Source organism: Natrinema zhouii (assembly GCF_013456555.2).
Classification (GTDB): Archaea; Halobacteriota; Halobacteria; order Halobacteriales; family Natrialbaceae; genus Natrinema; species Natrinema zhouii.
On the sequence record NZ_CP059154.1, the window covers coordinates 464133 to 478675 of the forward strand.

Below are 14543 nucleotides of genomic sequence, written 5' to 3' on the forward strand. Positions count from 1 at the left end.
TTGACAGTTCGATTTATGTAACCGTCCCCGAAACGGAAGGGTATGCGATACGATACCCCCGTGCGGTTCGAGCCCGAGGGCTGGGGGGAATCGACGGCGGCCATCGTCGGGATGGGACTCGTTCTCTCGATCGCCGGCATCGTCCAGACGCTCGGCACGCCGGCCGCCCGGCCGGTCGTCGCGTACGAACTGTTCGTCTCGTTGCTCGTCCCGACCGGACTGGCCACCGGCGGCTACTGGCTGGCCGATCGAAACGTCTCGTCGGCCGATCGCTGGCGGGCCGTGACGAAGGTGTCGGTCGGGATCGTTCTCGCCTGCGTGCTCGCGCTCTGGCTGACGGGATACGTCGCCCTCGAGAGCAGTGCGATCCGTGACCCGCTGGGGCTGACGACGACGCTGGCCGGCGTCGGCGGTGCGACCGGCTTCGTGAGCGCCGTGCGTGAGCTGCCAGACGAGTCGATCGGCTCGAGCGGACCGCCGAGAGCGGCCGGTGTCGCGCTGTCGGCACCGACTGACCCATCCGACTCGACGGCGACGGCCACTGCGTCGAACGAATCGACGACGACCACTGCGCTCCCGTCGACCGCGCTCGAGTCGCAGAGCGACGTGCCGGCGATACCTGAGACGACGACCCCGCTCTGGACCGACGTCGATCCGCTCGGACGGGCCGGCGCTCCCGCGCGACCCGTGGAACCGTCCGAACGGACCGCGGTCGACGGTACCTTCCCCGACGCGTTCGAGGCGTCCGTCCGCGATGTGTCGGCCGATCCCGTCGGCTCGCACGACTCGCTCAAGTCGCCGACGGCGGCGCGGGATCCCGGCGTCGACGCCGTCGCGGCCGTTCCGTCGACGGCCGAGACGGTCCTCGGCGTCCTCCGGCGCGAGCGTGCCCGCATCGCCCTCGCGGTCTTGTACCACGAGTGGGACGGTGCGGAGCGATCGGTCGAGGCTCTCGCCAGCGCCGTCTCGTATCACGTAGACGACTCGGCCGATGCCGTTGCGGTCGGACTGCGACACGCGACGTTGCCCGAACTGGCGGAGATTCGAGCCGTCGACTGGGACCGTCGTACCGGTCGCGTCTCGGCGTCCGACCACGCCGTCTTCGAAGAGGGCGTCCGCGAAGCGGCGGTGCTGCTCGAGTCGTTCGAACCGGGGACGAGATAGCGCTCGGGGAGACTGTCGGCCGCTCGGCGGGTCGAGCGGTCGGCGAGGTCGGTCGAATCGAAAGACAATTCCTCCGGACGGCGCTACCGAAAGGCATGCTTTCGATTGCACTTGCCGGGAAACCGAACGCCGGCAAGTCAACGTTCTACACGGCGGCGACGATGGCGGAGGTAGACGTCGCCAACTACCCGTTCACGACGATCGACGCCAACCGCGGGGTGAGTTACGTCCGGACCGAGTGCCCCTGCCTCGAGCGCGACGAACGCTGTAACGCGGACAACTGCGAGGATGGCAAGCGCTACGTTCCGATCGAACTCCTCGACGTGGCAGGACTCGTCCCCGGCGCTCACGAGGGGAAGGGACTGGGCAACCAGTTCCTCGACGAACTCACGAACGCGGACGTGATCGTCAACGTCGTCGACGCCTCCGGCGGGACCAACGAGAAGGGCGAGCCCGTCGATATCGGCGATCACGACCCGCTCGAGGACATCGACTTCATCGAGGAGGAGATGGACCTCTGGCTGGCCGGCATCGTCGAAAACAACTGGGAGTCAGTCGAGCGCAAGTCCCGTTCGCCCGATTTCGATATCGACGACGTGCTGGCGGACATGCTCTCGGGCTTCGGCGCGTCGCCAAAGCAGATCGCGATCGTCCTCCGCGATCTGGACTACCCCGACGACCCGATCCAGTGGGAGGACGAACACCGCGAGGCGCTCGCGCGCGACGTCCGCCAGCGGACCAAGCCGATCGTCGTCGCGGCGAACAAGATCGATATTGCTCCCGAAGAGAACGTCGAACGCCTGCTCGATCTGGACAAGCCGGTGATTCCCACCACCGCAGAGGGCGAACTCGCGCTTCGCCGGGCCGCCGACAACGGATTGATCGAGTACGACCCCGGCGATGAGACGATCGAAATCGGCGACGACGTCAACGACGCCCAGCGCGAGGCGCTCGAGGGGCTCGCGGACACCATGGCCGAGTGGGGCGGCACCGGCGTCCAGACGGCGCTCGACTACGCGGTCTACGACCTGCTCGACCACCTCACCGCCTATCCGGTCGAAGACGCCTCGAAGTGGTCCGACGGCAGCGGCAACGTCCTGCCAGACGCCTTCCTCTTACCCGACGAATCGACTCCGGTCGACCTCGCTTACACCGTCCACTCCGACATCGGCGACGGCTACCTGCACGCGGTGAACGCGAAGTCGAATCGCGAGATCAGCGAGGAGTACGAACTCGAGGAAGGTGACGTGATCAAGATCGTGAGTACCAACTGATGGTTCCGAATACAGGCACTATCTAGTTCTGCACCTCCTCGACTGGTACGTTTCCGTCAAGCCGTGGATCAGTGCGAGGCGCTTCGGCTTGCGATGAGCACGCTGCAGCACCGAGCAGCTTCAATATCGGTGTCACGAACTACAGTTACGAGGCCGTCGAAGGCGAGCGAATCTTCGAAGTCGGCGACGTACTGGAGAAGTGGTCGCTCGAATTCGAGCCTCGCGGATACAGACAGACGTATGCGATTTTCGACCTGCCTGTGGGCGAATACGAGTGGACGGTGAGCATCGGCGAGGATTCCATAAGCGGTCACATTCGAGTCGTCCCCGGTGAGGAAGACTGTTAGGTCCGTCCGAACTGGGACTCCTCTTTTCGATTGGGATCTGTTTCAGAAACAGTGATCCAGTACGTCCGGCAATTGTCGCCTTGGTGTCGACTTCATCCCCGCTGTGAACGGCGAAGTTTTCCCCTCGATTTCTCGTAAAAGATGACGGAGAAACCGGACCGTTTGATGGTGATCTATCTGTTATAGACGCCTGTATTGGACTAGTGCGACCGTTGCGCATCGACTGATAAGTGCCGATAGTCACCGCGAGAGTCAGACGAGAGTAGATTGAAATTCAGGAGGTGTGTACACTGGGAGGACTCAGTATCTGTAATCGAAACGATATCCCGTAACGCCCCACCTCTGCCGGATCTGAGTACCGGAGGCCTTTTGTAGCGATAGCCAAGAAAAGGTGGTAGGCGGCACGGTCAGGCAGCACCTTTCAGCCCGCGTGGTTTCCACGTGAGGCTCTGTTGACTGACCTACCCCGTCTCTCTAATACCCGTGAGCGGCCGCTATCGCTCCTGCAGAGGGACGCTGATGGACGGGTTTTAATATCTCTCCTCGAGTTCGGAACATAAATCTCACCCGAGAGCCGGTAGCCAGCCGCTAGGAGTCTCACGAGGGCTGTCGCGTAGAGATGAGCTTTTGCTCACTGGCGTTCTACCTCACCCATGACGCCCCGTTCCACCCGCGTTCCCCGCCCACGTCGCGAACCCGAACCCTCGGATCAGTTGGCCGTTCTCGCGGATCGCCTGGATGCGACGGAGCGTCGACAGCAGCAACTGCAGAATACGGTCGCCGCGCTCGCTCGAGAAGTCGGCGTCTCGGTCGGCGGCCTGTGTGGGCACTGTGGGGAGAGCCATATGCTCATCAAAGACGGGAGCATGTACTGTCCCCGGTGTGGACACCGCCGATCGCTGTAGGATCGGCTCGAGACACCGGTCCGCTGTCCGTCAATCGACGTCGCAGACCAGCCGACACCCTCAGACGAGTTGCCCAACGGGGTCGAACCGGACGGCCGCAACGAGGACGGCGAGGAAGACGTACGAGCCGCGGATGAGTAACATGGTCGCGAGTTCGGGGTCCGCCCGTCGCGCGACCCCGGCGACCGCGGCGAACGCGAGCACCGCGAGGAGGGACGTGAGGGGGAAGAGGCGAGCGATGGCGAAGGCGACTACGACCAGGAGTGCGACAGTCATCAGCCCGTATGCGACGCCGTACGCACGGTCGGGACCGACCGAGACCGCGACAGTCCGTTTCTCGATCGACCGGTCATACGCGTAGTCCTGCGCATCGTCGATCACCTTGATCCCCGAGAGGAGCGTGAGGAAGACGATCGCGAAGCCGAGCGGAACGGCCGTGATCGTCGCGGCCTGCACGTAGAATCCCCCGAGCACGGAGAGCGAGATGCCGAGCGGGTAGCCGGTCGTCGCCGTCACGGGATTCATATCGAGCTGTGGCGCGTGATGGTAGGCGATCACCCAGGTCGGAACGACCAGCACGAACGCCAGTACGTCGACGAGAACGGCGAGTAGCACGCTACACAGCAAAAAGACCGCAGTCGAGAGAACGAGCGCGATTTGACACCCCGAGGCAGTCAACGGATGGTCGTCGTCCTCGCCCCGGAGGTGGAAGTCGACGTAGCCGTCTTTCACGTGGGCCGTATACACCGCCGCGAACATCGCGATGACGTGGATCGCTGCGAGCAACGGATCGACACTCCCAGCAAGGATCGCGCCGAACAGCGACGCGGCCAGCGGCGGTGTCATAAAAACGGGATGGACCTGCGACCAAAGCGCTCGAGCGGTCGCATCGATCCCGGTGCCGTCCCTCGCGAAGGCCATATGCGTGCGACAACGAACCGATGTATAATACCTAGGCCGGAGACGAACGCGTTGGAACTGCCGTCCGAACGCAAAAACTGGCGTCCGGAACACGAAAACCGGCGTCCGAGACGCGACGTTCGACCCGCTGGAACACACAATTTGATGTGAGTTGCCGTACCACGAGGGAGCATGACGAACGAATACACCGGAGCGGATCTCTTCACTGACGCGCTCGAGTCATACGACGTCGATTACGTCTTCGGTAATCCGGGGACGACCGAACTGCCGATCATGGACGCGATCAGTCGAAGCGACCTCGAGTACAGGCTCGGGCTCCACGAGGATATCGCGGTCGGGATGGCCGGTGGCTACGCTCAGCGGCGGCGGTATCACGCCCATCACGACGACTCGATCACTCCGGTCGGCGTGGCGAATCTCCACATCGCACCCGGATTAGCGCACGGCCTGGGCAACCTCTACGCGGCCAAGATTGCCGGCGCGCCGCTTGTCGTGACGGCGGGGAACCACAGCACCGACTTCCGCCACGAGGAGCCAATCCTCTCGGGCGATCTGGTCGACATGGCCGAGCAGTTCTGCAAGTGGTCCGACGAAGTACTGGACGTCGCGGCGCTGCCGACGATGCTCCGCCGAGCCTTCCGCGTCGCGATGACGCCCCCGACCGGCCCCGTCTTCCTCGGACTGCCCCTCGACGTGATGCTGGCCGAAACCGACGCCGAGCCGGAACGACTGGGTCCGATTCCCAACGCAGGAAGCGGCGATCCCGCTCAACTCGAGCGCGCGGCCGACCTGCTCGCCGAGGCCGACGATCCGGTGCTGGTCGTCGGCGACCACGTGGCCCGTTCGGGTGCCGACGCCGTCGCCGCGGCGGTCGAACTCGCGGAGGCGACGGGCGCTCGCGTCCACGGCGAGATCCTCTCCTGCGAGGTCGACTTCCCCACCGACCACGACCAGTGGGTGTCCTACCTGCCGACCAACGAAGGGCTCGCCGCGATGCTACTGGACACCGACACGATACTCTTCGCTGGCTGTTCGACGAACACGACGCTGACCCGTCACGAGGAGGCGTTAGTCGATCCCGACACAACCTGTCTCCACCTCAGCGACGACACGTGGCAGATCGGGAAGAACCAGCCCGCTGACGCCGCCGTGATCGGCGATCCGGGGCTCGTCATGCAGGGGATCACCGAGCGCGTTCAGGGGAAACTCTCGGACGACATCGTGGCGGATCGGCTCGAGGCGGTCGCCGAGATCAAAGCCCTGGCCGAGGAGAAGATGGCCGGCTACGGCGAAGGCAACGTGGAGGACGATCCGCGCGCCTCGAAGGCGGAGCTGGTCGACGCCATGGAGCGCGTGGCCGGCGACGCCGCCATCGTCGACGAGGGCGTCACCTCGAAGTACGCGATGCTGACCCGCTGGGACCTCGCGCCCGAACAGTACATCTCGAACAAGGGCGGCGGCCTCGGCTACGGCCTCCCGGCGGCGGTCGGCGCCGCCGTTGCGGAAGCCCAGCGAGAGGACCCCAGCGACGTGGTCGGCTTCATCGGGGACGGCTCCTATCAGTACTACCCACACTCGATCTACAGCGCCGCCCGCTACGATCTGGACCTGACGGTCGTCATCTCGGACAACCGCAACTACCGCATCCTGAAGGACAACACGCTCAATATCATGGGCGGCGAGGAGGACGACTACGAGTTCGTCGGGATGGACTTCGAACCCGCGGTCGATCTGGTGAAAAACGCCGAGAGTCACGGTGCGCGCGCCGAACTCGTCGAGACGCCCGACGAAATCGAAGGTGCGCTCGAGGACGCGCTGGCCCGCGACGGAACGGACGTGCTCGACGTACTGGTCCACGACTGAGTCCGGCGGTCGAACGACTGATTCTCGGCCGCCGTTACGACCGCCAGTACGACGGCGTCAGGATGACCAAGACGGAGAGGATCTCGAGCCGACCGATCCACATGAGGAAGGTCATGTACAGCTTCGCGGCGTTCGAGAAGGGCTCGTAGCTGTTCATCGGTCCGACGACGCCGACGCCCGGGCCGACGTTCCCGAGCGTCGCGATCGTCGCGCTGATCGCCTCGAGCCCCGATAGCGAGAGGTCGGATGTTCGGTGCGCATCGAGAAAGAGCAGGACGGTCGAGACGACGAACAGCACCAGAAAGAGGAGAACGAAGACGAAGATGCCGTGAATCGCCTCCTCGTCGATAACGTCGCCCGTATCACCCATCCGAACTGGCCGGATCGCCTGCGGGTGGACGGTCGTGAACAGTTCTCGCTGAATTGACTTCCCGACGACGTACCAGCGGATGATCTTGATCGATCCGGCCGCGGAGCCCGCGGAGCCGCCGAGGAACATCGCGAACAGGAGGATCACCTGCGTCGACTCGCTCCACGTGTTGAAGTCCATGCTGGCGTAACCCGTCGTCGTCACGATCGCGAGCGTCTGGAAGAGCCCGTGGCGCAGCGAGCGCTCGAGGCTCCCCGGAACCGCAGCGACGTTCTCCGGCACCGTCTCGAGGCCGACCCCGAGGAAGAGCAGCACCGAGAGGAGGGCACCGACGACGCCCATCGACAGGATATACGATCGGAACTCGGCGTTGCTCGTCAGGCGGTCGGGACGGCCGCGCCAGGCGTACCAGTAGAGCGCGAAGTTCGTCCCAGCGATTATCATGAAGGGCATGACCGCCCACTGGACGATCGGTGCGAAGGCCTCGATGCTGCGTCCCTCCGGCGAAAACCCGCCGGTCGGCAGCGACGTGAGCGCGTGAGCGACGGCGTTGTAAAACGTCATGTTCGGGGCCAGCCCCGCGAGGTGCAGGGCATAGTAGACGAGCACGGCGGCGAGCGTGAACCAGACGTAGATCAGCCAGAGTGCTCGCGCCGTCTGTTCGATCCGCGGGGTGAGCTTCTCGACCTGAATGCCCGGCGCTTCCTCTCGAATGATCTGTGTCCCGCCGACGGAGAGTTCCGAGAGGATCGCGACCATGAGCACGAGAATCCCCATCCCGCCGAGCCACTGGGTGAGCTGCCGCCATATCATGATCGACCGCGAGTGGGTCTCGACGGAGATTTCTCCCATGACCGTCGCGCCGGTCGTCGTGAACCCGCTCATGCTCTCGAACAGTGCGTTGACGGGGTTTGCGATCGTCCCCGTCCCGGCGACGAGATACGGGATCATCCCGACGAGCGGGAGTACGAGCCACGTCAGCGCGACGAGCAGGAACGCTTCGCGGTGCTCGAGAGTGGGATCGGGCTCGAGGCGCTCGAGCCCCGTTCCAACGGCGACGGCGACGACGAGTGCGACGAGGAACGGCAGCAGGCTCTCTCGATAGTACAGCGCGACGACGGTCGGAAACAGAAACGTCAGAGAGAGGTATTTCAGTACTGTGCCGAGTAGACTGCAACTAGAGCGGACATCGACGTGAATCCTGCGTGTCATAGGTATCGAGTTCCGTCCGAATCAGGGACCATCGCTATGGCGACCGAACGCGAGTATCTACTCGGATTAGTTGAGTCTCAATAAATACTGCGTTATACCCGGTTCACAATGTGCAGTGACGATTGGCTGCCAATATGTAGTGATGAGTGGCTCACAACACGCTGTGTCGACGGGTTCGTAGTGCGGGTTACTGCTCCGAATCGCGGACCCGCTTGCCATCAGCCGTTTCGGGGAATAGCTTCCCCGGATTGAGCGTGTCGGTCGGATCAAGCGCCCGCTTGATAGTTCGCATGGCCTCGACCGCACCGGCCCCGTGTTCGGGCTCGAGGTATTCCCGTTTGCCCTGGCCGATGCCGTGTTCGCCAGTCGCGGTCCCGCCCAGCTCGATCGCGAGTTCCACGATCTCTCGAGAGAGGCGCTCACCGCGTTCGACCTGCTCGGGATCGTCGGGATCGACGAGGGCGCTGTAGTGAAGGTTGCCGTCGCCCGCGTGACCGTAACAGGGAACGAGGAGGTCGTACTCGTCGGCCAGCCGCTTCGCCTCGTGGACGACCGCGGGATAGGAACTGATCGGCACCGTCACGTCACCGGGGTGAAGCGGCTCGAGGGCGGGATCGTAGCTCACGACGGCGTAGGCCAGTTCCCGACGCGCTTGCCAGAGAGCGTCCATCTCGTCATCGTCGTCGCTCATCTCGAAGCGGGCGACGTCGTGATCCTCGAAGATCGTCCGGCAGAGGTCGATCTCTTCCTCGATGCCGTGGTTGGCGTGAAACTCGAGGAAGACCATCGGCGCGTCGGGGAGCTCGCTCCCGAGATACTCGTTGGCCATCGTCGCGCTCAGCCCGTCGACGAGTTCGATCCGGGCGACGCCGACGTCGGTCCGAACCGCGTCGAAGACGGCCTCGGCCGCGTCGTCGAGCGTCTCGAAGATCGCTCGGCCGCCGCGGATCTGTTCGGGGCGGCCCGCGAGTTCGAGCGTCGCCTCGGTGACGACGGCCAGCGTTCCCTCGCTGCCGACGATGAGATCGGTCAGGTTGTAGCCGCTCGAGGTCTTGATCGCCCGCGACCCCGTCTGGACGACCGTGCCGTCGGCGAGCACCGCCTCGAGGCCGAGCACCCAGTCGGCGACCTCGCCGTACCGAACCGTCTGCATGCCGCTGGCGTCGGTCGCGATCATCCCGCCGATGGTCGAGATGTCGCCCGAGGAGGGCAACGGCGGGAAGAAGAGGCCGTCGGCGGCAACGTGCTCGTCGATGTCCGACCCGATGAGCCCCGGACCGACATCGATCTGGACGTCGTCGGGCCGGTAGTCGACGACATCGTCCATCCGCGTGAGATCGAGGCTGATGCCGCCGTGAGTCGGGACGGCGTTCCCCTCGAGCCCCGTTCCCGCGGCGTAGGGGGTCACGGGAACGCCGCGGTCTGTCGCCGCGGCGAGCACCGCCGAAACGTCGGCCGTCCCTTCGGGCCAGACGACGGCGTCCGGGAGAACGCCACGACCGTCCTTTTGCGCCGTTCCGAAGTCCGTTGCGTGTGATTCTCGTCGTCCGTCCGCGAACGAAACCTGGCCGTCCCCGAGCTCGAGCGCCTCGAGGAACGAACAGTCGTGTGTCATACGCCCACGTTGGCCACGACCGGTATCAACGTTTCCCACTGTTTCGACGGCTGTTGAAGGGTACCACTACGGAGCCCGCTGTCGTTCCCTTGAGTATGACCGATGAGACATCCTCGCCACCGGATTCGGACACCGGTGGTGCGGCCGACGGCTCGCGTTCCGAGACGACTCAACAGTTACACCACCACCTTGCGGCGACCGCCGAGTTACCGATCGATCGCGGGGCCAATCGCTGGCTCGGGGAGGCCGAAGCGATCGCCCGCGACGTCGCGATGAGTGACCTCGACAGCGAGACAATGCTCGAGCGCGTCGAGAAGATCCAGCGGTTGCTTTCCGAAATCGACCGGACTGGCAATGAGGAAGCCGACGATCACCTCGAGACGGCACGGCGGCTGTGTGCAGAGATCCTCGACGAGTGACTCCCGCTCGTCGCCTCCGTTCTCGCCACCTCCGTCCGTACCGCCCCCGTTCTCGCCCCGGATTGGACGGAAACGCTACAATTTTATGTGAGTGCATACCGCGGTGTGCGGTGATGACACTGCGACGCGCGACTCGAGCGCCGACGCGGAGGGGAGCACTGTGAACGCCGAACTGGACCTGCTGGTGCGACTCGGCGACTACGATCGGCCACAGGGCGTCGCCGAGCGCGCCGTGCAGGCGGAAGAACTCGGCTTCGACCGGATCACGGTCGGCGAGACGACCGGCTGGAACATCGTCCCGCCGCTGACGCTGGCGGCCGACCGCACCGAGGAACTGGGTATCTCCAACGACGTGATCTCGCCGTACGGGCGAACGCCGTCGATGCTCGCCCAGACTGCGCTCACCATGCAGGACGCTGCGGACGGACGATTTCGGTTCGGGATCGGTCCGAGTTCGCCCGCGATCACCGAGCGCTGGCACGGACAGGAGTTCGACCGGCCGCTCCGGCGGACCCGCGAAGTGATCGAGATCGTGCGCGCGGTCTCCGACGACGGCGATCCCTCGTACGACGGCGAGATCTTCGAGATCTCCGGACTGGGTTACGAGCGCGGCCCCCACGAGAACCCGCCGCCGATCGACGTCGGCACCCTCGGCCCCAAAGCCACCGAGATGGCCGGCCGCTTCGGCGACGGCTGGGCGCCCCAACTGTTCACGAAAGGCGGGCTCCGGGACCGACTCGAGGATCTGGAACGCGGTGCTGACCTCGCCGACAAGGACCTCTCGGACCTGCGGGTGGCACCCATCGTCCGCGGGATCGCCGCCGAGGACCGCGAGGAAGCACGCGCGAAGGCTCGCAGCACCATCGCGTTCATGCTCGGTGCCTACGGGCCCTACTACGGGAACTCGGTCGCCGAGCAGGGCTATTCCGACGTCGTCGAGGAGATCCGGGCCGCGTGGGATGACCGGAATACGGACGCGATGGCCGACGCGTTGCCCGACGACGTTCTCGACGAACTCGCTCCCGCGGGCACGCCCGACGAGGTCCGCGACTGGGTCGAGGCGTACAGCGAGATCGAGGGTGTCGACGCCGTTCGAGTCGGATTCGTCGATGGGATGACCGAGGACGACAAGCGAACGACGATGGAAGCGGTCGCCGACCTCGCGTAGTCGGTGCCGACCTCGTCTCGAGAAACAGCGGGAGTGTTTCGATCGGACTCACACGCTGTATAAATACCGTCTGGCACCTAGTGGGAGTATGATCCCGCTACTGAACTCACCCGAGAGCCTCACCGCATTTGGCGATTCACGTGCTGACGCCGTCGATACGGCGATGGATCTGCTGTCGAATCGACGCCGCCGTGCGATATTGGACTCTCTCGAGGAGAGCGACGGCTCCGCCACACTGACGGAGCTCGCAGTGGAGATCGCGGCACAGGAGGCGGGCTCCGAGCCGAACGCGATCTCGGATCACGGTGACGTCTCGGCGAGAGACCGCCGGGCCGTTCGGATCTCGCTCCACCACACGCAGATTCCCAAACTGGCGGCCGCGGAGGCCGTCGACTACGATTCCGCGACGGAGACGGTCACGCTTCGCGATCGCGGACGGGCGCTGCTCTCCCGGCAGGAGGCCGTTCGCGGCCCCCCGCAGGAATCCCGATAGCGGCCCGGCATGAATAGGCCCGTAGTATACCCGTCCGATTCCCTAGAAATGGGCATGTATGCCCACCGAAAGTCAGGCGGTGCGGCTCCTCGACGACCTCGGCCTCACTGAGTATGAGGCCCGCTGTTTCGTCGCACTCTCGCGCGTCCAGACAGCGAGCGCGTCCGAGATCCACACGCTGTCGGACGTCCCTCGTTCTCGCGTGTACGACTCCGTCGAATGACTGCACAGAGACGGACTCGTCGACATCCAGCAGACCGAACCCCGCAAGTACCGAGCACTTCCCCAGGATGTCGTCCTCGATCGGCTTCGCGAACAGTACGCGTCCATGCTCGAGGCCACCGACGACGCCCTTTCGAAGCTCCGCCGATCGAAAGGTCTCGAGGAGCAGGGCGCGTGGGCGATCGCCGATCACGATAACGTGACCGATCGCCTCGGGCTCCTTCTCGAGGATGCGACCGACGAGATTTACGTGCTCATCGCCGACGAGGACACGCTCGACGACGAACTGTTCGATCGGCTCGCAGCGGCGTCCGAGTCGGGCGTCTCCGTCCTGATCGAAGTCCCGTCCGAGGAGACGGCAGCACGGATTCGATCGCGCGTTCCCGATGCCGCCGTGGCGACGACCGCGCTCGCGGCGGACCCGGCGCGACTCGAGGGCAAGTGGCTGAGTCGGATCCTGCTGGTCGACCGTCGAGCGGTCCTCCTCAGCGCGCTGTCGGACGGGACGCGACCGAGTAACACGGAAGAGACGGCGCTCTGGGCTGAGGGCCCCGATCACGGGCTCGTCGTCGGCATTCGACAGCTGCTCGGCACGCGGCTCGATCGCGGCTCGGTGTTCGACTGATCGCTACGGCTCGATGACGAGTTTCCCGAGGAAGCTATCCGACATGACGGTCCGCTGGGCGTCGGCGGCCTCCTCGAGGTCGTACGTCCGCGCGATTTCGATCGAGAGCGCGCCGGTATCCATGAGGTGGGCGACCCCGCGCAGCGGCGCGCGCAGATCCGGCGTGTTGAACATGCTCATAAACTGGTAGGAGACGTCCTTCGATCGGGCCGCGCCGTCGTTCGTAAAGCCCGGATCGGGACTGTTCTCGCCGATGCCGACGACTCGAGCAGCTTCTGCGGCCACATCCGCGTCGAACTGCAGGTAGTCGTCGAGGCGGTGATCGAGAACCGCATCGACGCCGCCCTCGGAGGCCTCGAGCACGGCGTCGGCCAGATCGTCGCTGCCGTAGTCGAGCACCGTCTCGGCTCCGTAGTCGGCGAGGGCGTCGTGGTACTCCTCGGACGCGGTCGTAATCACCCGCGCGCTCACGGCGGCCGCGATCTGGACAGCCGCGTGGCCGACGCCGCCCGATCCGCCGTGGACCAGACAGTGTTCGGCCGGCTCGAGGTCGGCGTGATCGATCAGGGCGCGCCAGGCGGTGACGGCGGCGACGCCCGCGGCTCCCGCCTCGGTCAGATCAGCGTCGTCGGGGAGGTGGACGACGCGATCGGTCGGGACCGTCGCGTACTCCGCGTACGCACCCTGCGCGGCCGCCCCGCCGATACCGGTACCGTAGACGCGGTCGCCTTCCTCGAAGTCGTCGACGGCGTCTCCCACCTCGGCGACGATACCCGAAAAGTCGACGCCTGGCGTAAACGGCACGTCGACCGGCGTGTACGAGCCGTCCCGGAAGTAGGTGTCGACGGGGTTGACGCCCGCGGCGGCGACCTCGATCAGTAGTTCGTCCGCGGTTGGCTCCGGTCGGTCGATCTCGTCAACCTGCAGTACGTCCGCATCGCCGTGCTCGTGAAGGCGTACAGCGCGCATATCGTTCGAGACCACGGATCGGGGCCGTAAAATGGTACACGTGACGGCAGGGGAGACGGGGTCCTCGGAGCGGTCTCCCTGGTACTCGAGCGCGCCGCGTTGATCAGAGCGCTGCCCGGTCGTTTTGCACCAGCAAGTACAACCCTTGTCTGCACGAGCGCACTCGCTTTCAGTATGAGCGAATCTGGCCAGCAGCCGCTCGAGGAGACGACCGTCGGAATCTTCCTCGCACCGGAAGGCACCGAAGAGATCGAGTTCACCGAACCGAAGGAGACGGTCACCGACGCCGGAGCCACCGTCGACGTGCTCGGCAGCGAGACCGGCGAGGCGCAGACGGTGAACAACGATCTCGAGTGGAGCGACAGCTACGAGGTCGAGAAATCGTTCGACGAAGTCTCGGCGGACGACTACGATGCACTGATCGCCCCCGGCGGGACCGTGGGGGCTGATACGCTCCGAACCGACGAGGACGGCGTAGAACTCCTGCAACAGCACGTCGGGGACGGGAAGCCGGCGGGCGTGATCTGCCACGGCCCGTGGACGCTGGTCGAAGCCGATGTCGTCGACGGCAAGACGCTGACCTCCTACCACAGTCTCCAGACCGACATTCGCAACGCCGGCGGCGAATGGGTCGACGAGGAGGTCGTCGTCGACGAGGGCCTGGTGACGAGTCGGAACCCGGACGACCTCGAGGCGTTCTGCGAGACGATCGTCGACGAATTCGCGTCAGCACAGCGCTGAAAGCTCCCGGACTTTTCTCCGCCGTTTTGGGATCGGACACGTGGCTACTGCGAAAGCAGGAGCGTTCAGCGTCGATGGTCCCTGTATCGCTCAGACTAATCAACCGACGTGCGGTGGCGCGCGCTGTCGGTCGGCCGAACGAAGGTGAGGGCGACCGACGACATTGTGCGAGGGATGAGTGAGTGAACAGCGTGAACGAGCGAATCGGCTGGGGAGGGCGTGGCAATCCCCTGTT

General features: G+C 65.0%; 15 protein-coding genes. 10 read left to right on the forward strand and 5 right to left on the reverse strand.

Going from position 1 to position 14543, the window contains the following annotated elements:
• Positions 1-42 precede the first annotated feature (42 nt).
• The 3 genes from HYG81_RS21025 to HYG81_RS21035 all read left to right on the forward strand — a co-directional run bounded on the left by HYG81_RS21025 (position 43) and on the right by HYG81_RS21035 (position 2785).
• Positions 43-1164, forward strand: coding sequence for a hypothetical protein (locus HYG81_RS21025; protein WP_180841652.1), 1122 nt, complete (start codon positions 43-45; stop codon positions 1162-1164).
• A gap of 95 nt (positions 1165-1259) precedes the next feature.
• On the forward strand, positions 1260-2438 hold the full coding sequence (locus tag HYG81_RS21030; RefSeq protein WP_180841653.1) for a redox-regulated ATPase YchF: 1179 nt from the start codon (positions 1260-1262) through the stop codon (positions 2436-2438).
• 71 nt (positions 2439-2509) lie between these two features.
• Entirely contained in the window at positions 2510-2785 is a 276-nt protein-coding gene (locus HYG81_RS21035) for a hypothetical protein (RefSeq protein ID WP_226777512.1), read from the forward strand.
• A gap of 647 nt (positions 2786-3432) precedes the next feature.
• Here the strand turns inward: HYG81_RS21035 and HYG81_RS45535 are convergent.
• Both HYG81_RS45535 and HYG81_RS21045 read right to left on the reverse strand, forming a co-directional pair.
• Complete coding sequence (locus HYG81_RS45535) at positions 3433-3630, reverse strand: hypothetical protein (protein ID WP_180841654.1); 198 nt, start codon at positions 3628-3630, stop codon at positions 3433-3435.
• Between the two features lie 120 nt (positions 3631-3750).
• Positions 3751-4611, reverse strand: a complete 861-nt coding sequence (locus tag HYG81_RS21045; protein ID WP_180841655.1) for a UbiA family prenyltransferase — start codon at positions 4609-4611, stop codon at positions 3751-3753.
• A gap of 171 nt (positions 4612-4782) precedes the next feature.
• Here HYG81_RS21045 and HYG81_RS21050 point away from each other — a divergent pair, with 171 nt between their 5' ends.
• The gene (locus tag HYG81_RS21050; RefSeq protein ID WP_180841656.1) at positions 4783-6474 is read left to right on the forward strand and encodes a thiamine pyrophosphate-binding protein; all 1692 of its coding nucleotides are present in this window, start codon (positions 4783-4785) and stop codon (positions 6472-6474) included.
• Between the two features lie 34 nt (positions 6475-6508).
• On the opposite strand, the gene HYG81_RS21055 is transcribed toward HYG81_RS21050, so the two are convergent.
• Complete coding sequence (locus HYG81_RS21055; RefSeq protein WP_180841657.1) at positions 6509-8056, reverse strand: TrkH family potassium uptake protein; 1548 nt, start codon at positions 8054-8056, stop codon at positions 6509-6511.
• A 187-nt stretch (positions 8057-8243) separates the two neighbouring features.
• Positions 8244-9671, reverse strand: a complete 1428-nt coding sequence (locus HYG81_RS21060; RefSeq protein ID WP_180841658.1) for an FAD-binding oxidoreductase — start codon at positions 9669-9671, stop codon at positions 8244-8246.
• 95 nt (positions 9672-9766) lie between these two features.
• Between HYG81_RS21060 and HYG81_RS21065 the strand changes: the two genes are divergently transcribed.
• The 5 genes from HYG81_RS21065 to HYG81_RS21085 all read left to right on the forward strand — a co-directional run bounded on the left by HYG81_RS21065 (position 9767) and on the right by HYG81_RS21085 (position 12598).
• Positions 9767-10090: a DUF8152 family protein gene (locus tag HYG81_RS21065; RefSeq protein ID WP_180841659.1), complete on the forward strand. Its 324-nt coding sequence runs from the start codon at positions 9767-9769 to the stop codon at positions 10088-10090.
• A gap of 160 nt (positions 10091-10250) precedes the next feature.
• Positions 10251-11258: a TIGR04024 family LLM class F420-dependent oxidoreductase gene (locus HYG81_RS21070; RefSeq protein ID WP_180841660.1), complete on the forward strand. Its 1008-nt coding sequence runs from the start codon at positions 10251-10253 to the stop codon at positions 11256-11258.
• Between the two features lie 88 nt (positions 11259-11346).
• Positions 11347-11751 (forward strand): DUF7344 domain-containing protein, encoded by a 405-nt coding sequence (locus HYG81_RS21075; RefSeq protein ID WP_180841661.1) that lies wholly within the window; start codon positions 11347-11349, stop codon positions 11749-11751.
• A gap of 58 nt (positions 11752-11809) precedes the next feature.
• A complete protein-coding gene (locus HYG81_RS21080; protein ID WP_226376006.1) occupies positions 11810-11974 on the forward strand; it encodes a helix-turn-helix domain-containing protein in 165 nt (54 codons plus the stop codon).
• A gap of 105 nt (positions 11975-12079) precedes the next feature.
• Entirely contained in the window at positions 12080-12598 is a 519-nt protein-coding gene (locus tag HYG81_RS21085) for a phospholipase D-like domain-containing protein (protein WP_226376007.1), read from the forward strand.
• A gap of 3 nt (positions 12599-12601) precedes the next feature.
• On the opposite strand, the gene HYG81_RS21090 is transcribed toward HYG81_RS21085, so the two are convergent.
• Positions 12602-13567, reverse strand: coding sequence for an alcohol dehydrogenase catalytic domain-containing protein (locus tag HYG81_RS21090; protein WP_180841662.1), 966 nt, complete (start codon positions 13565-13567; stop codon positions 12602-12604).
• A 174-nt stretch (positions 13568-13741) separates the two neighbouring features.
• Between HYG81_RS21090 and HYG81_RS21095 the strand changes: the two genes are divergently transcribed.
• On the forward strand, positions 13742-14308 hold the full coding sequence (locus HYG81_RS21095; protein WP_180841663.1) for a type 1 glutamine amidotransferase domain-containing protein: 567 nt from the start codon (positions 13742-13744) through the stop codon (positions 14306-14308).
• Positions 14309-14543 lie beyond the last annotated feature (235 nt).